General features: G+C 68.7%; 21 protein-coding genes. 1 reads left to right on the top strand and 20 read right to left on the bottom strand.

All coding sequences use genetic code 11. The annotated features are described in order from the left end of the window. Positions 1–32 precede the first annotated feature (32 nt). The 20 genes from J3R73_RS06070 to J3R73_RS05975 form a co-directional block, all read right to left on the bottom strand. Entirely contained in the window at positions 33–1,232 is a 1,200-nt protein-coding gene (locus J3R73_RS06070; protein WP_307423734.1) for a CaiB/BaiF CoA transferase family protein, read from the bottom strand. 12 nt (positions 1,233–1,244) lie between these two features. Then, entirely contained in the window at positions 1,245–2,417 is a 1,173-nt protein-coding gene (locus J3R73_RS06065; RefSeq protein WP_307423731.1) for an extracellular solute-binding protein, read from the bottom strand. Beyond that, entirely contained in the window at positions 2,414–3,517 is a 1,104-nt protein-coding gene (locus tag J3R73_RS06060) for an ABC transporter ATP-binding protein (protein WP_307423728.1), read from the bottom strand. Before J3R73_RS06060 ends, J3R73_RS06065 begins: the two co-directional genes overlap by 4 nt. Before the next feature lie 206 nt (positions 3,518–3,723). Continuing rightward, positions 3,724–4,494, bottom strand: a complete 771-nt coding sequence (locus J3R73_RS06055; protein WP_307423726.1) for an SDR family NAD(P)-dependent oxidoreductase — start codon at positions 4,492–4,494, stop codon at positions 3,724–3,726. A 1-nt stretch (position 4,495) separates the two neighbouring features. Beyond that, complete coding sequence (locus J3R73_RS06050; protein ID WP_307423723.1) at positions 4,496–5,290, bottom strand: enoyl-CoA hydratase/isomerase family protein; 795 nt, start codon at positions 5,288–5,290, stop codon at positions 4,496–4,498. 8 nt (positions 5,291–5,298) lie between these two features. Beyond that, the gene (locus tag J3R73_RS06045) at positions 5,299–6,132 is read right to left on the bottom strand and encodes a carbohydrate ABC transporter permease (protein ID WP_307423721.1); all 834 of its coding nucleotides are present in this window, start codon (positions 6,130–6,132) and stop codon (positions 5,299–5,301) included. 15 nt (positions 6,133–6,147) lie between these two features. Then, a complete protein-coding gene (locus J3R73_RS06040) occupies positions 6,148–7,044 on the bottom strand; it encodes a carbohydrate ABC transporter permease (RefSeq protein ID WP_307423718.1) in 897 nt (298 codons plus the stop codon). A gap of 167 nt (positions 7,045–7,211) precedes the next feature. Beyond that, positions 7,212–8,441: an ABC transporter substrate-binding protein gene (locus J3R73_RS06035; RefSeq protein WP_307423716.1), complete on the bottom strand. Its 1,230-nt coding sequence runs from the start codon at positions 8,439–8,441 to the stop codon at positions 7,212–7,214. A gap of 22 nt (positions 8,442–8,463) precedes the next feature. Further along, positions 8,464–10,200 (bottom strand): substrate-binding domain-containing protein, encoded by a 1,737-nt coding sequence (locus J3R73_RS06030; protein WP_307423714.1) that lies wholly within the window; start codon positions 10,198–10,200, stop codon positions 8,464–8,466. A gap of 121 nt (positions 10,201–10,321) precedes the next feature. Further along, entirely contained in the window at positions 10,322–11,353 is a 1,032-nt protein-coding gene (locus tag J3R73_RS06025; protein ID WP_307423712.1) for a hypothetical protein, read from the bottom strand. Positions 11,354–11,434: 81 nt separating this feature from the next. Continuing rightward, positions 11,435–11,770, bottom strand: a complete 336-nt coding sequence (locus tag J3R73_RS06020; protein WP_307423710.1) for a hypothetical protein — start codon at positions 11,768–11,770, stop codon at positions 11,435–11,437. 268 nt (positions 11,771–12,038) lie between these two features. Beyond that, on the bottom strand, positions 12,039–13,487 hold the full coding sequence (locus J3R73_RS06015) for an amidase (protein ID WP_307423707.1): 1,449 nt from the start codon (positions 13,485–13,487) through the stop codon (positions 12,039–12,041). Positions 13,488–13,585: 98 nt separating this feature from the next. Then, positions 13,586–14,278 carry an RraA family protein gene (locus tag J3R73_RS06010; protein WP_307423704.1) on the bottom strand — a complete coding sequence of 231 codons (693 nt, stop codon included), beginning with the start codon at positions 14,276–14,278 and terminating at the stop codon, positions 13,586–13,588. Between the two features lie 20 nt (positions 14,279–14,298). Then, on the bottom strand, positions 14,299–15,084 hold the full coding sequence (locus J3R73_RS06005) for an SDR family oxidoreductase (RefSeq protein ID WP_307423701.1): 786 nt from the start codon (positions 15,082–15,084) through the stop codon (positions 14,299–14,301). A 127-nt stretch (positions 15,085–15,211) separates the two neighbouring features. Continuing rightward, the gene (locus J3R73_RS06000) at positions 15,212–16,054 is read right to left on the bottom strand and encodes an aspartate dehydrogenase (protein ID WP_307423697.1); all 843 of its coding nucleotides are present in this window, start codon (positions 16,052–16,054) and stop codon (positions 15,212–15,214) included. Between the two features lie 5 nt (positions 16,055–16,059). Next, positions 16,060–16,959 (bottom strand): polysaccharide deacetylase family protein, encoded by a 900-nt coding sequence (locus tag J3R73_RS05995; protein WP_307423688.1) that lies wholly within the window; start codon positions 16,957–16,959, stop codon positions 16,060–16,062. Positions 16,960–16,982: 23 nt separating this feature from the next. Further along, complete coding sequence (locus J3R73_RS05990; protein WP_307423685.1) at positions 16,983–17,942, bottom strand: TMAO reductase system protein TorT; 960 nt, start codon at positions 17,940–17,942, stop codon at positions 16,983–16,985. Continuing rightward, complete coding sequence (locus J3R73_RS05985; RefSeq protein WP_307423682.1) at positions 17,939–18,970, bottom strand: ABC transporter permease; 1,032 nt, start codon at positions 18,968–18,970, stop codon at positions 17,939–17,941. The genes J3R73_RS05990 and J3R73_RS05985 overlap by 4 nt, the downstream gene beginning before the upstream one ends. Continuing rightward, on the bottom strand, positions 18,967–19,950 hold the full coding sequence (locus J3R73_RS05980) for an ABC transporter permease (RefSeq protein ID WP_307423679.1): 984 nt from the start codon (positions 19,948–19,950) through the stop codon (positions 18,967–18,969). Before J3R73_RS05980 ends, J3R73_RS05985 begins: the two co-directional genes overlap by 4 nt. Next, on the bottom strand, positions 19,947–21,452 hold the full coding sequence (locus J3R73_RS05975; protein WP_307423674.1) for a sugar ABC transporter ATP-binding protein: 1,506 nt from the start codon (positions 21,450–21,452) through the stop codon (positions 19,947–19,949). The genes J3R73_RS05980 and J3R73_RS05975 overlap by 4 nt, the downstream gene beginning before the upstream one ends. Before the next feature lie 179 nt (positions 21,453–21,631). Between J3R73_RS05975 and J3R73_RS05970 the strand changes: the two genes are divergently transcribed. Then, positions 21,632–22,615 (top strand): LysR substrate-binding domain-containing protein, encoded by a 984-nt coding sequence (locus J3R73_RS05970; RefSeq protein WP_307423672.1) that lies wholly within the window; start codon positions 21,632–21,634, stop codon positions 22,613–22,615. Positions 22,616–22,778 lie beyond the last annotated feature (163 nt).

The raw sequence follows: 22,778 nt of genomic DNA, 5'->3' as shown, positions 1-22,778 counted from the left end.
AGCGGACAGGATGTCCGCGCTCCCGGGAGGCCCTACTCCGCCTGCGCCACGACCTTGCGGGCTTCGAGGTCGCCGATGGCGTCCTCGCCGATGCCGAACTCGCGCAGGATCTCCTCGGTATGCTGGCCGACCATCGGCGCGGGCCGGTCGATCGCCGGCGGCGTGGCGCTCATGCGGACCACCGGCCCGACGACCTTGACCGTCCCGGCCCTGGCATGTTCGTAGGTCGTGATCAGGCCGTTGTGCCGGACCTGCGGGTCGTCGACCACGTCGAGATGGCGCTTGATCTCGCCGCACCAGATGTCGACGGCAAGCATGGCGTCGAGGAGGTCCGCTGCCGTCCATTTTCGCGTCTCCTCGGCGATCTTCGCCCAGATCTCGTCGCGCTTGTCGAAAAGCAGCTGCGGCTCGTCATAGACGAGCAGATCCGGCCGATCGAGGACGCCGATCAGCTTCTTGTAGGGGCTCATCGCGATGGTCACCCATCCATCCGAGGTCGGGTAGACGCCGAAGGGCGCGTCCATGCCGGGATGGCCGATCGAGGAATGGGGACGCTCCAGGTTCTCCTCGAAATTCATCACCCACAGCATTTCCTGGTGCTGGTGCTGCAGCAGGCCGGACATCAGGTCGACCTTGACCTCCTGTCCCTCGCCGGAGCGCTCGCGCCAGTAGAGCGCGCTGAGGATGCCGTAGACCATGTTCATGGCGCCGATCTGGTCGGCGAAGCCCGAGCCCACCGGCGTCGGGGCGCCGTCGCCACGGCCGGTCGCCGCGGCGAGGCCGGTCAGGCCCTGGATCAGCATGTCCTGGCCCGGCCGGGCGACATAGGGGCCGCTGTCGCCATAGCCGGAGCCCGAGCAATAGATGATGCGTGGATTGACCGCCTTGAAGTCCTCATAGCCGAAGCCGAGCTTGGCGAGCACGCCCGGGCGGAAGTTCTGGATGACGACGTCGGCCTTCTCGGCGATCCTGTAGAGGATCTCCTTGGCCTCCGGCGCCTTGAGGTCGATGGCGAGCGAGCGCTTGTTGCGGTTCCAGGCCAGGAAATTCGGGCTTTCCGTTCCCCCGACCCAACGGTTCTTGAAAGTCATGGTGCGGAAGAGGTCGCCCTGGCCGGGCCGCTCGACCTTGATGATGTCGGCGCCCATGTCGCCCAGGAGCTGGGTGGCGAAGGGGCCCTGGAGCAGATGGGTGAAATCGAGGACGGTGACGTCCTGCAGCGCTTTCGGCATGGTATCGACCCTCTAGGCTGATGCCGGGGCGGCGTCCTGCGCACGCGCATAGGCATCGTTGGATGAACGGATGACGGCGGCTCGGTCGCCGCCTTCGGCGAGCCAGCGATGGACGAGAAGGCCCATATGCTCGAAGGCGTGGATGAAGCCGTCGAAACGGGGGCGCAGAAAGGCCTTGTCGAGCGTTTCGAGCGTGCCCGAGAAGAAGGAGCCCGCCTCGCGGTCGATCTGCGGATCGGTCCATGCGGTGCGCAGGCCCGGCTGGCCGCCATTGCGGAAATAATCGCCGGCCTGGTAGGCCGGCTGGTGCAGCCAGGTGAGGTAGGCCGCCGCCGCCTCGATGTCTGCGCATCGCGCCGAGACCGCGCAGCCCGCACCGCCGAGGATGGCGCCGGCCGCCGGGTCCGCGCCGGGTCCGGCGACGGTTGTGAACCGCAGCGGCCGGGCGCCCCCCGCACGCGAATAATTGCTATAGCCGAAGCCGAAGGGCACGTAGACGATGTCGTCGCCGGCGGTCATCGCGTCATAGGTCCGGATCGGATTCCAGCTCGTGGACTCCGGATGACTGAGGGCGATCAGGCGTTCGAGGAGGCCGAGCACCGTCTCGAACACCTCGGGCGGCAGGAGATCCTCGCGCCCGGGCGCGATGGGCACGCCGAGATTGGCCGACAGCGAGGCGACGAGGCAGGCGGCGTCGCTCTGGCAGGACGGCAAAGCGAGCCATTTGCCGCTCCGGCGCGCCGTCTCGCCGAGAGCGATCACCTCCTCGAAACGGCGCGGCGGCCCGTCGAAGCCGAGCGCGGCGACGAGGTCGGGCCGATAGCTTGCCACCTGCGCGGCCGCATCGGTCGGCAGCGCCCACAGCCCGCCGAAATCATAGGAGCGCGTCGAGGGGCCGACGCTCTCCCGCTCCAGCATCGCGAGGAAGTCGGCGGGAAGGAGCGTGCGCAGGTCCCGCAGGCAGCCGCTGGTGCGGGCCCGGCCGGAAAACGGGTGGTCGATGACGAGGAGGTCGAACTGCTCGGCCAGCACTTCGACCGGCTGGACGCCGAAATCGCGCAGGCTGCGCCGGCTCCACTCGACCTCGATGCCGGGATGGAGCGCGGCAAAGGCCGCTGCGCCCTTGGCGAGGGGGTCGTATCCGCGCGGATGGTCCCAGGTGATGCCGCGAAGCAGACGTGTCATGATCCGGCCTCCGCTCTGTCGATCGCCGTCGTGACGGCGGCGCGCGCGCCCTCGCCGAGGCGCTCGCCCGTGCCGGCATCGAAGAAATGCAGCTTGCTGCGGTCGAAGGTGACGCCGACGATATCGCCCATCCGGGCCGGACAATCCTTGTCCGCCTTGACCGCGACGAGCGACGAGCCGAGCCGGACCGTCATGATCGTGGCGTCGCCGAGCAGTTCCGCGGCGAAGATCTCCGCCCGGAAATCACCCTGGTCCGGGGGCACGATGCGCATGTCCTCCGCCCGCTGGCCGACGGTCACCGGCCCGGGCGCGAGGTCGCCGATGGCGAGCGAGAAGGAGGGATGGCGGATCTGCCCGGCCTCGATCGCCGCGGCGATCAGGTTCATCGAGGGGTTGCCGAGGAATTCCGCCACCATGACGTTCTTCGGCCGGTTGTAGATCTCCAGGGGCGAGCCGACCTGCTGCAGCCTGCCCTTCGACATCACGGCGACGCGGTCGGCCAGCGTCATCGCCTCGACCTGGTCGTGCGTCACATAGATCGTGGTGGTGCCGAGTTCGCGCTGGAGATGCTTGAGCTGGGCGCGCATGGAGACGCGCAGCTTGGCGTCGAGATTGGAGAGCGGCTCGTCCATCAGGAAGAGGCGCGGCGTCCTGACGATGGCGCGGGCGAGCGCCACGCGCTGGCGCTGGCCGCCGGAAAGGGCCTGCGGCTTGCGCTCGAGATAGGCTTCCAGCTCGACCCGGGCGGCGGCGGCCCGCACCTTCCGCTCGCGCTCCGCCGAAGCGACACGCCGCACCTTGAGGGGATAGCCGATATTCTCGGCGACGGTCATATGCGGGTAGAGGCCGTAATTCTGGAACACCATGGCGAGGTTGCGGTCGCCGGGCGAGACATCGTTGACGACGCCGTCGCCGATGAGGATCTCGCCGGCGGTCGGGTCGTCGAGGCCGGCGATCATGCGCATCGTCGTGGTCTTGCCGCAGCCGGACGGGCCGAGCAGCACCATGAACTCGCCGTCGGCGATGTCGAGCGAGACGGCCTCGACGGCGGTGAAGGCGCCCCAATGCTTGGAGACGGCCCTAAGGGTGACGGAAGCCATCGGCTCCTCCGGCGTTGTCGAACGGCGCCACGTCGCCAACAAGCGCTGACCTTGCCGGGGAAGGGCGCGACGATGGAGGGGCGATCATCAGATCGCCCATCTTGGAAATACGGAGGTTGCAGCCAAGGAAGAGGTCGATCGGTGATCGACGCTCCAATCCTGCGCCCGTGGTCATCTCGGCAGCCCTCGTTTCAATCGCCCTCATCTCAGTCGCCCTTGATGGCGAGGCCGCCATCCACGCGGATGATCTCGCCGGTGATGAAGGACGAGCGGTCGCTGGCGAGGAAGAGCACCGTCTCCGCCACCTCTTCCGCCTCGCCGAACCGGCCGAGCGGATGGGCGGCGTTCCAGCGGTCGATCAGTTCCTGCGGATCGGCGGCCTCGCGGAACACCTTCTCGTTGAGCGGCGTCATGATCGTGCCCGGCGCCACGGCGTTGACGCGGATCCTGGCCGGAGCGAGGTCGACGGCCGCCTGCTGCGTCAGCGCGTTGATCCCGCCCTTGGCCGCCGCATAGGCCGCCCAGCCATGGAAGCCCCGCAGCGCCTGCACCGAGCTGATGTTGACGATCGAGCCGCCGCCCTGGCGGCGCATATGCGGAGCGACGCATCGGATGAAGCGCCACACCGAGGTGAGATTGGTCGACAGCACCTCGTTCCAGCTCGCCTCGTCGATCTCGTCGACGACACCGCCGATCGCCCTGGCCGCATTGTTGACGAGGATGTCGACCTTTCCCCAGGCTTCGATCGCCGCAGCCGTGCACGCTTCGGCATCGGCGAAGGAGCGCACATCCGTGCGCAGGAAGATCGCCCTGCCGCCTTCGGCTTCGATGTCCGCCCGCGCCTGCGCACCCGCTTCCTCGTCGACATCGGCGACCAGGACGGCCGCGCCGGCACGGGCGAGCGCCAGCGCGCTGGCGCGCCCGATGCCCATGGCGGCTCCCGTGACGATGGCGACGCGTTGATCGAGGTCTGGCATGTCATATACCCTTGAAGGTCGGAGAACGCTTTTCGAGGAAGGCATCGATGCCTTCCTGCCCGTCGCCGGAGCAGTAGAGCCGGAACAGGACTTCCTGCTCGAAGGCGAGTGCCGTCGGCAGCGCCGCATCCGCGCCGAGCCGGACGAGGCGCTTCATCTCGCCGAGGGCGAGCGGGCCGAGCTTGAGCATCGCGCGCGCCTTTTCCAGCGCCGTCCGCAGCAGATTTTCGGGTTCGCAGAGCGCCGCCGCGAGGCCGAGCTGGAAGGCCCGCTCGCCCTTGAGGCGTCCGGCGGTGAGGAGCAGGTCCGCGGTGACATGCCGTCCCAGCGAACGGATCAGGCGCTGCGTGCCCCCGCCGCCGGGCGACAGGCCGAGCAGGCCTTCCGGCAGGCCGAGCCTGGCGCTGGTCGACACCACGATGACGTCGCAGCACAGCACGATCTCGAAGCCGCCGCCCAGCGCATAGCCGTTGACGGCGGCGATCGTCGGCTTGGTGAGCGCTTCCAGGCGGTCGTTCAGGCGCCTGCCGCCGAACTGGAAATCCATGAAGGCCTTTTCCTTGCGGCCCTGATATTCGGCGATGTCGGCGCCGGCCGCGAACGCCTTCTCGCCCGCCCCGGTGAGGATGAGGACGCGGATGCCGGCATCGCGCTCCGCCTCGTCGAGCGCGGCGGCGAAGGCGGCGAGCAGGCCGGTCGACAGCGCGTTCAACTTCTCCGGCCGGTTCAGCGTGAGCACGCCGATCCCGGGCTCCGGCTTTTCGAGGATGACGAGAGAAGCTGGATTTTCAGTCATGGCGCGGGTCATCCCTTGACGGCCCCGGCGGTGAGGCCGGCGATGAAATAGCGCTGCAGGAAGAAGAAGATGGCGATCACCGGGACGGAGACGAGGACGGAACTCGCCATCAGCTCGCCGTAGCGGATGCCGTACTGGCCGATATAGTCGTTCATGCCGACCGGCAGCGTCCGCATCTCCTTGGTCGAGGTGAAGGCGAGCGCGAACAAGAATTCCTGCCAGGTCACGATGAGGATGAACACGGTGGTGGCGATGATGCCCGGCCGGGCCAGCGGCACGACGATGTCGAAGAAGGCGCGCAGCGGGCTCGCCCCGTCGATCGCCGCCGCCTCCTCCAGCGTCTTCGGCACGCGCGCGAGGAAGCCGCGCAGCATCCAGATCGAGACCGGCAGGGTGATGGTGATGTAGGCAATGATCAGCGAGGCGTAAGTGTCGAGCAGGTTGGCCGCCTTCACCATCTTATAGATCGGGATGATCATCGCGCCGGCCGGGAAGAACTGCGCCAGGATCACCGCGGCCAGGAACGCCGACAGCACCCGGAACTGGTAGCGGGTGAGGCTGTAGGCGGCGAGCAGCGCCAGCGGCACCGTGATCAGCACGGTCGCGCCCGAGACGATGGTGCTGTTGAGGAAATAGCGCCGGAATTCCGGCCGGAAGGCGAGCACGTAGTTTTCCAGCGTCGGATGGTCCGGCCAGAGCCGGGCGGGAATCGCGAAGGGCTCGGTCGCCGGCTTCAGCGAGACGCTGACCATCCAGAAGAACGGGAAGAGCACGAGGCAGGCGACCGCGAGCTGCAGCGCGACCAGCGGCATCTTGCGGGTGAAGGTGGAACGCCTCGCCATGTCAGCCTGTCCTTTTCAAACCGCTCTGGCCTGCATGCGCTGGGCGACGAGCAGCAGGCCGACGAAGAGAACGAGGACGAGGACGGCGAGCGAGCCATAGGCAGCCGCCTCGCCGAAGCGGAACTGTCCGAAGCCGACCTCGTAGATGCGGGTGGGGAAGATCGCGGTGGCGTTGAGCGGGCCGCCGCGCGTCAGGACATAGATGACGTCGAAATAATTGAAGGTCAGGATCGTCGTCAGCAGCATGTTCACGGCGACGACGGGCAGGATCGCCGGCAGCACGATGTCGAACAGGCGGCGCGTCGCGCCGGCGCCGTCGATCTTCGCCGCCTCGACCTGCTCCTGGTCGACATTCTGCAGGGCGGCGAGGAAGACGACGGTCGAGAACGGAAAGCCCTTCCAGAAGGCGACGAAGATCACCGCCGCCATGGCGGTGCCGGGGTCGGCCAGCCAGCCGACCCCGTGGTCGCTGAGGCCGGTGCGGATCAGGAAGGAATTGATGAGGCCGAGCTGCGGGTCGTACATGAAGCGCCAGAGGATGGCGGCGACGACGCCGGGCAGCACCCAGGGCAGCAGGATCAGCGAGCGCAGCAGCCCCTGCCCCGGCAGCCTGAGATTGAGCAGCAGCGCGATGAGGAAGCCGCCGACATTCTGCAGGAAGACGACGCCGGCCGTCCACACGATCGAATTGACGACGACCTGCCAGAATTCCCTGTCGGCGAAGATCTTCCGATAGGTCGCAAGGCCGACGAAGGACGGCACCGGGTTGATGAAGGAGGTCGAATACAGGCTCTCGCGGAAGGTATCGATCATCGGCCAGTACATGAACAGGCCGACGAGCAGCGCCGCCGGCATCATGAAGCCGTAGGCCATCCAGCGATCGCTTCTTCGCCCCTTATGTGCGGTTGCCATGTCGTGAGATCCGGAAGGTACGATTTCCCATGGGCAGGTATTCAGACCCTTGAGCACGAGGAAAGCAGATCAGCCGCCTTCTCCCCTTGGGAGAAGGCAGGTCGCGTCATTTCCTGCGAATGGAGCGCTTCGGGATCGCCGACCCGCCCTTTTCGCGACACCTAGGTCTATTGCAGGGCGTCGATCGCCTGGCAGGCTTCCTTGGCCGCATCCGCGGCCGGGGTGCCCGACAGCAGTTTCTGCACCATCGTCTGCTGGATGTCGGAGACCTCGAGATAGCGCGGCGACAGCGGCCGCGGCTTGGCGTTGTTGAGGTGCTCGAGGATGACATCCGGATGGCGCCGGCTCTTCTGCAGGAAGTCCTTGGCCGCCGCGACATTGGCGGGGATGAGGTCGACCACCGCGCCGTTGACGTCCTGGCGCGTCATGAACTGGATGAACTTCCAGGCCGCCTCCTGGTGCGCCGACTGCTTGTAGAGCACCAGATTCCAGCCGCCGAAGGTGCCGACGGCCTTCTTGCCCTCGGGCGCGAAGCCGGCGATCAGATCCCAGTCGATCTTCGACTTGTCGAGCGTGGGCTGCTCCAGGGCCGGCCAGAGCTCGATGGCGAGCGTGCCGTTGAGGAACAGTTCGCGCATCGGCTCGTCCCCGGCATTGAGGATGCCGGCCGGCGCGTAATCCGCCATCTTCTTGTAGAATTCGAGCGCCTCGACCGCCTGCGGGCTGGTCAGCGCGCATTTGCCGTCGTCACCCAGCACGGCGCCGCCATTCGAGTAGATGAAGGAATCGGTCATCACCACCGGATATTCGCTCTTGCTGCCGGTGAGGCCGATGGCGAAATGGCCCTTGGACTTGTCGGTGAGCTTCTTGGCGGCGGCCTCGAGGCCCTGCCAGGTCACGGCCGAGGCGGGATCGACGCCGGCGTCCGAGAACAGCTTCTTGTTGACGAAGGCGAAGAACCAGACGTCGACATTGAAGGGAATGCCCCAGAGCCCGCCTTTGTAGTTCGCCGACTCCCAGGCGCCGGGAAAGAAACCGGCGGCCTTGACGCCCGCCTTCGAGGCGAGATCGTCGAGCTGGACGATGGCGCCGGCCTGGGCGAAGGCGGCGTTCCAGATCTGGTCGACGGTGGAGACGTCGGGGCCGTTGCCGGCCTGGACGGCCGTCAGCAGCCGCTGCTGATATTCCGGATAGGGAATGGTCGTGACCTCGACCTTGATGTCGGGGTTCTCGGCCTCGAAACGCTTGACCGCCTCCTGCTGGAACACCGACAGGCCGGATTCGGTCTGCTGGTTGTCCCAGAATTTGAGGACGACGGGGTCGGCATGGGCCGCGCCCGACAGGAACCACAGTCCCATCGCCGCCGCAGCGGTCGACTTCATCAAACCCTTCAGCATGTATTTCCTCCCGTTTTGTTGTTTATCGATGGGCCTTCTTCACCTGGGGCACAGGCCAGAGGGGGGCTTCCTCGTCCCCGTCCTCGTCGGCTATGATCACGCGCAGCCCTGCCGTCGACAGATCCAGACGGTGCGCCGGCAGGGTGCCCGCATCGGTAAAAATGGTATGGGGCCGGCTGAGACGGGCCGCCTGCACGCGGGATTCCAGGCCGACCACGCTGTGGTCGGCGAGGATGACGACCTCGCGGGCCGAATCGCAGAAGCGGCGGCAGACCAGGGCGGCGCGCTCGTCCTCGAAGGACAGGCCAAAGCCGGTGGCGACGCCGTCGGGCGAGACGATCGCCTTGTCGACGCGGATGGTCTCCAGGAGGGCGCCGACGCTCGGGCCGACCAGGCTGCGCGTCGCCGGCTGGTATTCGCCGGCGGTCAGGAACAGCTTGATGCCCGGCGCGTCGGCCAGGATTTCCAGGATGGCGAGCGCATTGGTGTAGACCGTGGCCTGCTGGCCGGAGGCGCGCAGCGCCTCGGCGAAATAGCGCGAGCACTCGCCGCCGTCGATCAGCAGCGTCTCCTTCGGCCGGACCTCGGTCGCGGCGGTCGCGCCGATCATGCGCTTGATGGCATGGATCTGCTCGGCGACCTCGTCCTCGGCGTTGCGGGCGACGAACACGGCGCCGACCTCGGCCGACCGGCGGCGCATGGCGGCGGCGAGGCTGCGATACCACTCATGCGAGGGGTAATGCAGCATGAAGCCGATCGAACGGCCGGCGATCGGCGGGCCGGCATAGGTGCGCCCCGCCACCATGCGCGCCAGCACCTCCGGGCGCAGGCGCCACTGATTGTCGTCGCGCTGGTAGAAATCGCCTAGCGTCTGCGGCGTGATCACTTCGGCCGGGGTGATCACGGCTTCGCCGACCTCCTCGCCGGCGAACTGCCGGCAGATCGTATCGATGGCGAGCAGGCCGACGACCTCCGGAAACAGCACCAGCACCGCCTGCAGCACGCCGCCGCGGGCGAGTTCGTCGAACAGCGTGCCGCCCTCCCCGCCGACCGAATAGCCGACGACGGGCTTGCCCAGCCTCTTCGCCGCCTCGATGGCGCCGAGCGTCGTATGATCGTTGGCGCCGAAGATGACGTCGATGTCCGGATGGGCCCTGAAGGCGTCGGTGGCACGGCGCATCGCTTCCTTGAACAGGCCCTGGCCATGGACGCGATGGAAGACGACGTCGCCGGGAAAGGCCTCGGCGAACCCCGCCATGAAGCCCTCGACGCGCTCGCGCGCATTGGGCAGCGCCTCGAGGGTGACGAGGAGCACTTCGGCCGTCTTCGCCCGGTGCCCGTGACGTTGGCCGGCGTAAAGGCCGAGGCGGTGGGATTCCTGCCGGTTCGCCGGACCGAGATAGATGCCGCCGGCCTGCGGCGCCGATTCCGCCAGGAACGGCATGCCGCGCCGCATCGCCTGCTGGCGCAGCGTATGCGCCCAGCGCCCGCCCACCGGCGGCAGGATGAGACCGTCGAACGCATGCTGGCCGTCTTCAGGCCCGCTCCTGTCCGCCGGTTCCGGCATGTCCGCCGCTGCGATGCGGACGGCGCCGCCATGGATGCGCCGAAGCCTGCCCTGGCTTTCCAGCCGCGCCAGATCGCGCCGCAACGTCACGGCCGAAGCGTCAGGGCATTTCTGCTGGAGGACGCGGAGCGAGGCCGTGCCCTTCTCTTTGAGCAGACCCAGAATGGCTTCTTCACGTTCGATAGCGATCATTTTTGATCATTATTCCCTTGGAATCGTCGTCAATACACCACCTGAACCCGGATTGGTCAATCGAGAATCGATCGATGCGCGTCGTTATGAGCATATGATCACTTTTGATCGATTTTCCCCTCTAATTTGGTGTATGGCCTGAGGGGACGAGGCCCGCGAGCGTCGCCACATGCCGGCAGCACTCGGCCACGAGGTCGCGCTCCTCGGCCAGGAGGTCGTGGGCAGATTGGTGCTCGATCAGGATGGTCGAACGCATCGCCGCGGGAGGATGGGAGGGATATCCGCGGCCGGGCGCGCTCCCCGCATGTTCGAGGACCTGCATGAACAGGAACACGACATGGGGCGCCTCGGCGAGCAGGCGCCTGGCCAGCCTGCCCTCGAGCCCGAAGCGCGGCGCGTTCCGGACCACCAGCTTTTCGCACAGATCGGCCGCGAACATGTCGCAGACCGCCTCCTCCCGCCAGGCGGGCCAGGGCAGGTCCCTCGCCCGCGCCGGCATCGCCTGCTCGCGGGCGCTCTGCGGCGGGTGCCGGCGCCAGACGGCCTGCGCGATATGCCCGATTTCGTGCGCGATGACGAATTGCTGCATCGCATAGGCCAGAAACGGCGCGATGCGGAGCATGGCGGGCGAGGAAAGCGCGATCGGCATACGGTGCCGTCCCGCCCGCAGCAAAGCGAGGTTGGCGCGCATCTCCGCGATGGCGGCGGCCATGTCGATGTCGGGTTCAACGACGGTCCGGCTCCCGTCCGGATCATCGAAGCGCCACCGCATCGAACCGACGATGACGAAGGCCATGCGGTAGAGAAAGAGCTCCAGCCCGCGCTGGACCAGGATGAGGTGGCGTCCGCCGCCGCCCGTCGTCAGCGCGTTGAAGCGGCTGTCCGGAACCTCGCCGATGAAGATGGCGACGCGGGCGGCGAACGCCGGGTCGACCTCTTCCATCAGATGGCCCAGCAGCAGGTTCCAATAGTGATTGAGCAGGCGCGGCGAGGAGGCGGATTGCGAGGCGATGACCGCGGGGATTTCGGCGGGCTCGGCGATCCCGCCGAGCTCGGGCCAGATCTCCAGGGGCGGTGCGTCGCTCACCGCGTCCGGCCCCACGCCGTAGCGCTTGCGCAGCAAGGCGAGGTATTTGCGGGAGAGATACTCCATGTCCGAGATGCGAAAGCGTCGAAATCGCGTCAGCCACATCGCAGAGCCCCTCGGCTTCGCGGCGCGGCCGCCGCCCCCTCCTTACCGGCCGGCGAGGAAGTTCAGGATCGTCGCATCGGGCTGGTCGGCGGCAAAGCCCCGCGGCAGGTTGTGCGGCACGGCGCTGAACAGCGTCTGGATGATGAGGGGCGCGGACGCACCGATGTTGATCGCAAGAATTTTCGACGTCACGACCTGCACGCCATAGGCATAGGCGAGCACGCCGCCCGCGAGGATCGTGGCGAAAGTGATGATCCAATAGGCCGGACCTTTGGCATAGTCCGGGAAATTGACGGATTCACGCAGACGATACCATTTGACGATTTCGGCCAGGAGGCCGCCGAAGCATGCGAATACGAAAATGGACATCTCGGACATGACAGCCTCCGCAGCGAAAATCTCCAGGCAGGGCAGGAATGCGGCCGGAACGGGCTTACGCCCAAGACTATATACGAGAATCCCGCATTCCCTACGGTCTCCGGTTCTCCCCGCGAGATTTTATTCCAGGCGATGGTGCCGACCGGGACGATGATAGTGTCGGCTGTCTTGCACCCTCGGCCGGCAGACTTGCACGTTCCCGCCGAACTTCATCGACGCGGACATGATCGGCGGCGGCTCAGCCTGGGATGGCACGGGGCAAGCCCCGTCAGGCCCGCCCGAGCATGGCCGCGGCCGCGAAGAGGATCTCCTCTCCGTTCGGCGGCGCGACGAGCTGGAGCCCGATCGGAATGCCGTTGCGGTCGTGCCCGCCCGGAACGCAAAGAGCGGGAAGGCCGAGATAGTTCATCGGCCGGTTGAGCCGGAGATGCTCGAGGCTGAGGGCTCCGATCGCGGCCTCGTCGTCCTCGCCGATGGCATCCACCCGCGCCGCCTCTCTCCGCAGGGTAGGACAGAGGAGGAGATCGGCCTTCGCGAACGGGCCGTTCAGTATGGCCTGCAGCAGGCGCGGCCGCAGGCCCAGGGCCGTGTCATACGCCGCCCGCTCGACCAGCAGGGCCGTAAGCAGGCGCCTGCGCACCGAAGCCGGATAATGCCGGGGGTGCATCGCGAGGCCCCGGCGGTGGAGGCCCGCCGCCTCGAAGCCGGTGACGGCCGAGGCGAGCAGGTTGAGGCGGTCGACGGACGGCAGTTCGACCTCAACGATGCCGGCTCCGAGCGCAGACAGCCGGCGCAAGCCCTCCTGCAAGGCCGCCTCCACGGTCTCGTCCGCCCCCGCGAAGAATGCCGCGTCGATGCCGATGCGCAGCGGCCGGCCCTCGTCGTCCTCGCGAGCGCCGGGGCGGCCGGAGAGTGTCCGGTACACCCGCTTCAGGACCGGCAGGTCCGCCGCGAGGATGCCGGCGGTGTCGTGCGAGGGCGCCAGCGGCGCCATGCCGGCATCGGCGAGCACGCCATGCGTCGGCATCAGGCCGAGGACGCCGCACAGCGCCGCTGGAATCCGCACCGATCCGCCGGTATCGGTCCCCAGCGCGAAGGCGACGGCCCCCGTCGCCACCGCGGCGGCCGAGCCGCTCGACGATCCGCCCACGGCGAAGCCGGCGCCATGGGGGTTCAGCACCCGGCCGAAATCGCGGTTGAGGCCGAGTGCGGCATAGCAGTGAGGATCGAGATTGGTCGCGCCGACGGCGACGGCGCCCTGCCGCGCCAGCGTAGCGAGGATCCGGCTGCGCGGCCCGTGCCAGGCGTGGCCGTCGCCCACGCCGCAGGTCGGAAACCGGCCGGGAGCGACGAAGACGTCCTTATAGGCGAAGGACAGGCCGCTCAGGACGCCCGGAGGTCCGGCGGAAGGATCGGCGGCCTCGAAGATGTCGATGAACGCGTTGGTGGCCCGCTGGCATTGCATCAGCCGGCCGCGATCGACCGGCACGCGCGCCGCCATGCCGTCCTCGTCGGGGTCATGGCCCGGCGGCGGCGCGGCAGGCCGGGCGAGGAGCTCGGCAAGGTCCGGCGCATCCGGCAGGCCGCTCCAGGCGGCGACGGTCGCCGTCATCGCTGCCCGCAGCCGCGCGAGGTCGTCCGCCACCGACGCCGCCTCGGCGGCGCTCACCGCCACCGACTGCCTGCGCAACCCGTTTTCGACCGCGACCGGATCCATGGCGCCCTCGTTCAGACTGAAGCTCGATCCTGCCGCCTCACCGGCGGGCGCGGACGTCTCCGCATGCGCCGGCAGAGCCGGATCGGCAACAAGCGCCCTCACACATGTCCGTATTTCGCCAGCGCCTCGGCGAGGGAGAGCCCCTGCGACAGCTCCTTGCGGATCAGCACCTCCGTCGCCGTGAGCCGCTCGGCCTCCACCAGCACCTTCTCGACGAGATCGGCGGGAATGACGATTGCCCCGTCCTCGTCGGCCAGGATGAAATCGCCGGGCTTGACCTCGACATGGCGCGCCGTCGCGCCGCGCATCAGAACGGGCACCTGGCAGGCATTGACCTTCCAGCGTCCGATCGACTGCACCGGCGTGCGATAGCGGGCGAACACCGGGAATTTCTGCTCGCCGATCCAGCTTATGTCCCGGATGCCGCCGTCGACGAGGGCGCCGACGCATCCCCTCTCCTTCATGCCGATGGCGATGAGCTCGCCGAAATAGCAGATGCCCTCCCCGTCGCCGCTCCACACCGTGACCTCCCCGGGCGAGACGCCCTGGCAGGCCTTCATCTTCTCCGCGTCGCCGCCGAGCGGAAACGGCGTCATCTGGCCGCGGATCGTATAGGCCCAGCCCGCCAGCCGGTCGACATGGGCGGGATAGGGGCCGAAGCTCGGGGCGAGGCCCTGGTCAGGCAGGCCGAGCGCGTCGAGCACGTCGGCGACGTTGGAGGTGTCGACGGCGAGATAGCGCTGGCGTATCGCCTCGCGCCCGGCCGCATCGAGGGGGGCCTTGTCGCTCATGGTGGTGGATCCTTTCAGGGTCAGATGTTCTGGAGGTAGCCGCCGTCGACCCGGATCGTCGATCCGGTGATGTAGCCGGCGCGCGTGCTGGCGAGGAAGACGACCGCATCGGCATATTCCTGCGGCGTGCCGTAGCGCCCGAGCGGGATCGAGCCGGTGCTTTCCGCCACCACCTCTTCCAGGGGTCTGCCTTCGCGCCTGGCCTTCTGCTCGTCGAGATAGCGGATGCGGTCGGTGGCGATGCGGCCGGGCAGGATGATGTTGGCGGTGATGCCATGGGGCGCGACTTCGCGCGCCAGCGTCTTCGACCAGCCGAGAAGCGACAGGCGCAGCGTGTTCGAGATCGCGAGGCTCGGGATCGGCGCGACGACGCCGGAGGACGTGCTGGTGATGATCCGCCCCCAGCCGCGCTCGCGCATGCCGGGCAGGACGAGGTCGGTCAGGGCGATCACGGACAGCACCATCGCCTGGAACTGGGCCACCCATGTCTGCGGCGCCACGCCGGCCGCCTGGCTGGGCGGCGGGCCGCCGGTGTTGTTGACGAGGATGTCGATCGGGCCGAGCGTGCGCTCGATCAGGGCGACCTGCTCGGCGGCGTCCTCCAGCTTGGCGATGTTCCAGGCGCAGGCGAGGCTCCTCGCCCCGGCCTGCCTGACATCGACCTCCGCCGCGGCGAGGGCGGCGGGATCGATGTCGGCGAGGGCGACGGCGGCGCCCTCCTCAGCGAAAGTGCGGGCGATGGCGCGGCCGAGGCCGCCGCCGGCCCCGAGCACGAGCGCGGTGCGCCCACGAAGTCCAAGATCCATGTCGATATTCCCTGCGGCCGCCGAGCGGCGGGCTGATTTCCATCCCGAGAAGGATGCGCTTGGTGTGATGTCGCCCCGCACCTGCGCAGCACCGCTTCGCGATGCGTGTCCGGGTCGATCGGTTTGCTCAGGAGCCGACGCGCAGCGGGGCGCTCAGCTTCCGCAGATAGGCGATGACCGAGAGCGCGGTGATGCGCCCGGTCTTCGGGTTCTCGCTCGGGATGTTCTCGATGGACACCGAGAAGCTCGCCGAATCCGCTTCCACCTCGATCCTGTGGGTGTTGCGGGTGAGAGCCGGATCGGCCCAGATCTCCAGCGCCGTCCGGTCCGGGCCGATGCCGGCGAGCGCCAGGGCGACGGAGACGTTGAGATTGGCGGGAAAGCCGATCGCCGCCTCGCGCGGCGTGCCGCTGAAGATGCGGACCGGCTCGGTGATGTCCTCGATCGCGATGTTGTTGCTGACGAGGTAGGGCGCGCCGACGAGCCCCCTCACCGGCTTGCGGGTGATCATCCTGACCGACCTGATCGTCCCTTCCGCCGCCGCGGTGACCGCGTCGAGGCCGAGAATGGCGCCGGTCGGCACCACGATCTGGCCGCCATGGGCACGCGCCAGCTCGATCAGCTCCTCATGGGAGAGGATGGCGCCGGCGCTCAGCACGATGACCGTCTTGCCCGCCCTCAGGAAGGGCTCGGCCAGGTCCGGCAGCAGGGCGGCCGGCATGCACTCGACGACGATGTCGGCCAGGCCTTCCAGCTCCTCGATGGGAACCACCGGCACCGGGCGGGACAGATGCGCGAGGCGTTCGCGCGCCCTGTCGCGGTCCTGCGCCGAGACGGCGGTGAGCTCGCAGCCCGGCACCCCCTCGTCGAGGGCCTCGGCCACCCGCAGGCCCACGGCGCCGAGGCCGGCTATGGCCACGCGCCGAAGAGGCCGATGGCCGGTCCCGGCGTTGAGAGCACTGGTTGTCATCACGGTCAGACCTTGTCGTTGAAAGCTTGGGATGCAGGGAACAGCCCCGCATAATGCCGGGCGCAGGCGCCCGGCGTGGTGAACCAGATCTTGTCCTGGTGCCGGTTGAGGCAGTCGAGAACGCGGCGGAACTGGCGGATGCGGAAGGGCTGGCCGACGATGAAGGTATGGATCGTCAGCCCGTAGACGAGCGGCTGGCGCTCGGACTGGAGAAGCATCTCCTCCAGGTTGTCGATCGCCATGTCGGCGAAGGCGCTCGCCGTGCCGTCATGCAGCACGATCATCGGCACGTCGTTGACCTCGTGCGGATAGGGAATGCTCAGCAGCGGCCCGTGGCGGGTGCGCATCCAGACCGGCTGGTCGTCGATCGGCCAGTCCAGCGTGTAGGTGTAGCCGGCCTCGGCGAGCAGGTCCTCGGTATTGGCGCTGGGATGGGCGCCCGGACTCATCCAGCCGCCCGGCTGCACCCCCTCGTTCACCCGGATCGCCGCCGTCGCCTCCGCGATGAGGCGGCGCTCGGCGTCCTGGTCCATGCCGTTCTGGTGCTCCGAATTGGTCCGGCCATGGGCGACGATCTCGTCGCCGCGCCGACGATGGGCGGCGACGAGATCGGGGCAATGGTCGTAGCATTCGGTGTTGAGCAGCACCGAAAGCGGCAGCCGGTATTCGTCGAACAGCTCGATCAGCCTCCACCCGCCGACGCGGTTGCCATATTCCCGCCAGCCCCAATTATAGCTGTTGGGGTGGCTGAGGCCGGGCGAATAGGGCAGGCCGAGCCCCGAGCCATACGCGAAATGCTCGGCGCACAGCGCGACATAGACGGCCAGTCTCTTTCCGCCGGGCCAGGCGAAATCCGGCCGGCCGACGATGGGCGAATAGGGGAACCTGTCGTGTGAAGGCAGCATCGAGATGCTCCGTGCCAGTGGGGTCAGGGACGATAGTCGGCCGGGGCGACCGCCGAACTCAGGTCGACGGTCGCCATGTTGTCGCGGGTCACCAGGAGGGCCGGCGTCACCACCTGCGGCTCGACCTGCTTCTTGGTGGCGGCGTTGACGGCCTGCTGGAGGGCGTCGCGGCCCTGGACGACGACCTCCTGGATCGAGGTGCAGGCGATGTCGCCGTCCTTCAGCATCTGCTGCGCCGTCGGGCTGAAATTGGAGGCGGAGACATGCACCGGCGTGCCCGCTTCCTTGAAGGCGGAGACGATGCCGGCCGCCATGTCGTCGGTCGCGGCATAGACCCCGGCGAGGTCGGGGAAGCGCTGCGTCCAGTCCTCGGCCGTGCTCAGGGCGGCGTTGCGGTTGTCCGCCAGGCGGGATTCCGCCACGATCTTCACCGCGGGCGCCTCGGCGGCCAGCGTCTCCTTGAAGCCCAGGGCGCGCCGGTCCGACCAGGCCTGTCCCGACGGGCCGGCCATCATCGCGACATTGCCCTTGCCGCCGATCGCCTTGGCCAGGCACTGGGCCTGGAGCTTGCCCATGCCGTAATGGTCGGCGCTGACGACCGAGGCGAGCTTGGGCGTGTTGGGCGGCGAGGAGATGCCGACGACGGGAATGCCGGCGGCGATGGCACGCTCGACGATCGCCTTGACGCCGTCGCCATTGGTGGCGCCGACGACGATGGCGTCGACCTTGCGCTGGATCAGGTCCTGGATCTGGGAGATCTGCTGGCTGGTGTTCGCATCGCCCCCGGCATTGAGCTTGATGATGGTGACATGGGCGGTCTTCGCCTCCGCTTCCATGCCGTAGACGGCGGAGATCCAGAAGGACGAGGCGAGATTGGGCACGGCGATGCCGATCGTCGTCTCCCCGGCCGAGGCGGCGCGGCTCATGGCGGTGGCGGACAGCAGGGCGGCGGCGAGGATGGCGGCGCGGCGGAAGGTTTTCATGGCAGGGTTCCCTTGGTTTTCTGGATGGTGGATGTGGTTATGGTGGGGTTGGCAGGACTAGGCTTGGGTGATGTGGACACGGATCTCCGGACGCTGGAGAGGAGCGAACGCAGGCCGGCATCGATGAGGCCGGAGCCGACGATCACCGCGCCGACCGCGACCTGGGCGAGGAAGGGCGAGACGCCGGTGAGGTTGAGGCCGGTCAGCACGACCTGGATGAAGGCCGCGCCGGCGACGACGGTCCAGACGGTGGCGGCGCCGCCCGACAGCGCGGTGCCGCCGATGACCGCCGCCGCGATCGACTGCAATTCCATGCCCGAGCCTTCGGTCGGCAGGCCGGCGCCGGCCCGCGCCGTCATCAGAGCGCCGGCGAGCCCGGCGAACAGGCCGCAGAGCTGGTAGGCGCGGATCTGCAGCGCGCCGGCATCGGCGCCGACGAGGCCGATCGCGTCGGGGTTCGAGCCCAGCATCAGGATGCGCCGGCCGATGGCGGCGTGGCGCAGCAGCCCATGGGCGGCGACGACGCCGGCGAGCGCGAGCCAGCCGAGGGGCGGCAGGCCGAGCACCGCGTCGAAGGCCAGATGCGCCGACAGGGCGGCATCCGATAGCGGGACCGCCTGGCCGTCGGCGCTGATCAGCAGCGCGACGCCCTTCGCAGCGATCAGCATGCCGAGGGTGGCGACGATCGGCTGGAGGCCGAGGCGCCCGATCAGCCAGCCATTGAGCGTGCCGCAGGCGATGCCGACGAGCGGCGCGGCGGCGAGCGCCCAGAAGCCGAACTGGTTGGCGGCGATGGCGGCCACCGTGCCGGCGAGCGCGGCGACGACCCCGACGGAGATGTCGAACCCGCGCGAGGCGATCGCGAACATCTGGCCGACCGCCAGCAGCACGAGCACCCACATCTGGCCGGCGACATTGGCCAGATTGCCGCCGGAGACGAAATCCGGCGCCGCCGCGGCGAAGACCGCCACCGCCACCGCGATGCAGAGCGGCGCGACGAGGATGCGGCCGAGCGATGCCCTGATCATGGACGCCTCCGGTTCGGCAGGAGACAAGCGAGCCGCTTCCAGTCGCGCTGCAGGGCGACGGCACCGACCACCAGCAGCCCCATGACGATGAGCTGGTCGGCGGCGGGCAGGTTGAGGAGGACGACGGCGTTGTCGAGCATGGCGACGAGCAGCACGCCGCAGACGACCTGCGAGACGCGCCCGCGCCCGCCGGTCAGCGGCAGGCCGCCGATGGCGCAGGCCGCGATCGTCTCGAAGGCGAGGTTGGGGGCGAGCGAAGGCTGTCCCGAGCCGACGCGGCTGGTCAGGATGACGGCGCCGACCGCGCAGAAAAGCCCGGCGACGGCATAGCCGGCGAACACGATCCGCGTCACGGCAAGGCCGGCGAGGCGCGCGGCCACCGGATTGGCGCCGACGAGATACCAGAGGCGGCCGAGGCGGCTGTGGGCCAGCAGCACGTGCAGCACGGCGAAGGCGAGGATGGCGGCGAGGATCGGCACGGGCACGCCGGCGACGCGGCCGCGCGAGGGCCATGCGAACAGGTCGGACATGGGAGCGTCGATCGGCATGCCGCCGGCGAGCCAGGCCGCTATGCCCGAGGCCATCATCAGCATGCCCAAAGTGACGATGACCGGCGGGATGCCGAACCTCGCCACGGCGAGACCGTTCGCCATGCCGATGGCGACGACGCCGAGGGCGCCGGCCGCGAAGGCGGCGGGAACGCCGGCTTCGGGCGGCACCATCACGATCAGCACGCTGGCGAGGGCGGCGGAGGCGCCGAACGAGAATTCGATGCCGCCGAGGATGATGACGATCGCCTGTCCGCAGGAAACGATGCCCAGGATGGCGGCGATGCGCAGGACGTTCTCGATATTGCCGGCGGTGCCGAAGCGCGGCACCAGCAGGAGGAACAGGACGAAGATGGCGGCTGCGATCCACAGGATCGCCGGCGGGCGCATGCGGGCCGGCAGGAGCGGGCCGCGGGACAAGGACGGGTTCATGCCGCGGCCCGCCCGGCCAGCGCGGCCATGAGATCCGACGCAGCGGCATCGGCGGCGAATTCGGCCGCGATGTCACCGTCGCGGACGACGAGGTAGCGATCGGCGAGCGCCTTCAGCTCGTCCAGGTCGCTCGAGGCGATGAGCACCGCGACGCCGCGTGACGCCGCCTCCGCGATGGCGCCGTGGATGACCGCACGCGCCGCGACGTCGACGCCGCGCGTCGGCTCCAGCAGGACGAGGGCGGCCAGCCCGGGAATGGCGAGGCAGCGCGCGATCAGCAGCTTCTGCTGGTTGCCGCCGCTGAAGGTGGCGGCCTCGGCCTGCGGGGCGTAGGGATGCAGCTTCAGCCGGCGCAGCAGCGGATCGAGCGCGCTCGCCTCGGCTCGCCGCCTCAGGATTCCCGCCCGCGAGAACCGCGCCAGCGCGCTCGAGGAACCATTGCCGACGGCGCTCATGGAGAGGAACAGGCCCTCGGCATGGCGGTCCCCGGGGACGTAGCCGACACCGAGCTTCACTGCGGCCTTGCGATCCCCGGCCCGGAAATGCCGCGTCCCTACCCGGATCAGCCCGTCTGCCGGCACCGCGCCGGCCATGCAGGCGGCGAGCCGGAGGGCGCCCGAGCCGACGAGGCCAGCCATGCCGACGATCTCGCCGGCCCGGATGCCGAGGGTCAGCGGCGGCCGTCCCGGTCCCAGGCGCAGCCCGCTGGCCGACAGTACCGGCTCCCCCTGCAGACGGACGCCGCGGTGGCCGGCGGGGACGACGGCGCCGAGCATCGCGCGGACGAGATCCTCGCGCGAATGGGAGGCGATCGCCGCGCCCTCGATGACAGTGCGGCCGTCGCGCAGGACGGTGACATCGTCGGCGAGCGTCTCGATCTCGTCGAACTTATGGGAGATGAAGAGGATCGCCGTGCCCTCGGCGCACAGGCGCCGGACGACGCCGAACAGCCTCTCGGTCTCGTCGCCGTTGAGGGCCGCGGTGGGTTCGTCGAGCACGAGCACGCGGCAGTTCCGGCCGAGGCCGCGGGCGATCTCCAGGAGCTGGCGCTCGCCGAGGGAAAGCGCCGCGACGGGCATGTCGAGATCGAGGGCCAGACCCACCTGTTCGAGCCAGCGCGCGGCGTCCGGCCGCGGCACGAGCGCCGACCGCGCCAGATGCGTGCCCCCCGCCGCCAGGGAGAAGGCCGAAAGGTTTTCGAGCACGGAGAGTTCGGGGAAGAGGCTCAGATGCTGGTAGATCGGCACGATGCCGGCGGCGATCGCCTGGGCGACGGATTGGAACGAGGCGGACCGGCCCTGGATCGCCACGGTCCCGCCATCCGGACGCACTGCGCCGACGATGATCTTGACGAGGGTGCTCTTGCCCGCGCCGTTCTCGCCGAGCAGGGCATGCACCCGGCCGGGCCTGAGCCGCAGGGTGGCGCTGCGCAAGGCGCAGGTCGCGCCATAGTGCTTCTCGATGTCCGTGGCGCTCAGGACGTCGTCAACCAGTGCTTGCATCGACACCTCCCTCCCGGGAAGCAGCGATGCGAGCCGACCGGGGTTGCAGGCTCCGCGCGCCGGGTTTCCCGTTTCGCGCATCGCCCTGTGTCCGGACGATGGAACCCTCCCCCCCTTTTCACAAACGAATTGTTTCGCGCTCATGCATGAGCTAGCCTCATGCATGAAGGAGAGACCGGATGCGAAAAAGGCGTCTGCCGCCCTTGAACGCCCTGCGCGGCTTCGAGGCCTCGGCCAGGCATTTGTCCTTCACCAAGGCGGCGGAGGAACTCAGCCTCACCCAGGGCGCGGTGAGCCGGCAGGTCCAGGAACTGGAAGCCTATTGCGGCGAGCCCCTGTTCCGGCGCATGACCCGCCGGATCGAGCTCACGCCGGAGGGCGAGCAGCTTTTCCGCGTCGTCGAGGCGATGCTCGACGATCTCGAACGGGCCGCCAACCGGTTCGGACGGCGCGACGCCAAGAAGAAACTGACGATCACGGCGCTGCCGACGATCGCGACGGTCTGGCTGATGCCGCGCCTGCATCTGTTCACCAGCCGCAATCCCGATATCGAGGTCAGGATCGTCTCGTCGATCGAGCCGGCCGATCTCCTCGCCACCGACATCGCCATCAGGGTCGGCCGGCTGCCCGGGCGCCACTATGAACGGACGCAGCCGCGCATCGAATTGTCCATGGTCACGCGCTGGGACGGCATCCACGCGGACGAGCTCTTCCCCGACAGGCTCCGCCCGGTCTGCGCGCCCGGCCTGATCCGGCACTCGCCGGTTACGGCCGAGGACCTGGCCCTCTATCCGCTCATCCATACCTCGACACGCCGTTACGCGTGGCCCGACTGGCTGCGTGCCCATGGCATCCGCCATGCCGCCGACGAGGTGCCGAGCCTGCAGTTCGGGCATTTCTTCATGTCGCTCGACGCCGCCCGCCAAGGGCGCGGCATCGCCCTCGTGCCGGATATCATCCTGGCCCATGAAGAGGGCATGCGCGGCCTCGTCGTTCCCCTCGCCGCCGACATCGCGAGCGCGGGCGAATATTACCTTCTCATCCACGAGGCGCGCCTCGACGACCCGTCCGTGCAAGCCTTCCGCGCCTGGGCGATCGAGGAGGCCCGCGCCGTGCGAAAATCTCCCGGCCTCGCCGCCGGGCATGAGCCTGCCCGCCCCTGATCGGCGCCGGGCGGCATGGCGCGACGAGGCATGGCGCGACGAGGCGGGCCGCAGGCATTCCGCGCGCCGTCCACAAAACGTCCACACATTCCTCATAATGCTGCGGCTTGTACCCTCGGCGCCGTGACACTGGCGGGCCCGAATAGAATGCGGGCCCGGCGTG

It is taken from the genome of Labrys monachus (assembly GCF_030814655.1).
GTDB classification, from domain to species: Bacteria; Pseudomonadota; Alphaproteobacteria; order Rhizobiales; family Labraceae; genus Labrys; species Labrys monacha.
The sequence above is the reverse complement of the archived record's forward strand: the minus strand, read 5'-3'. Positions and strand labels throughout refer to the sequence as shown.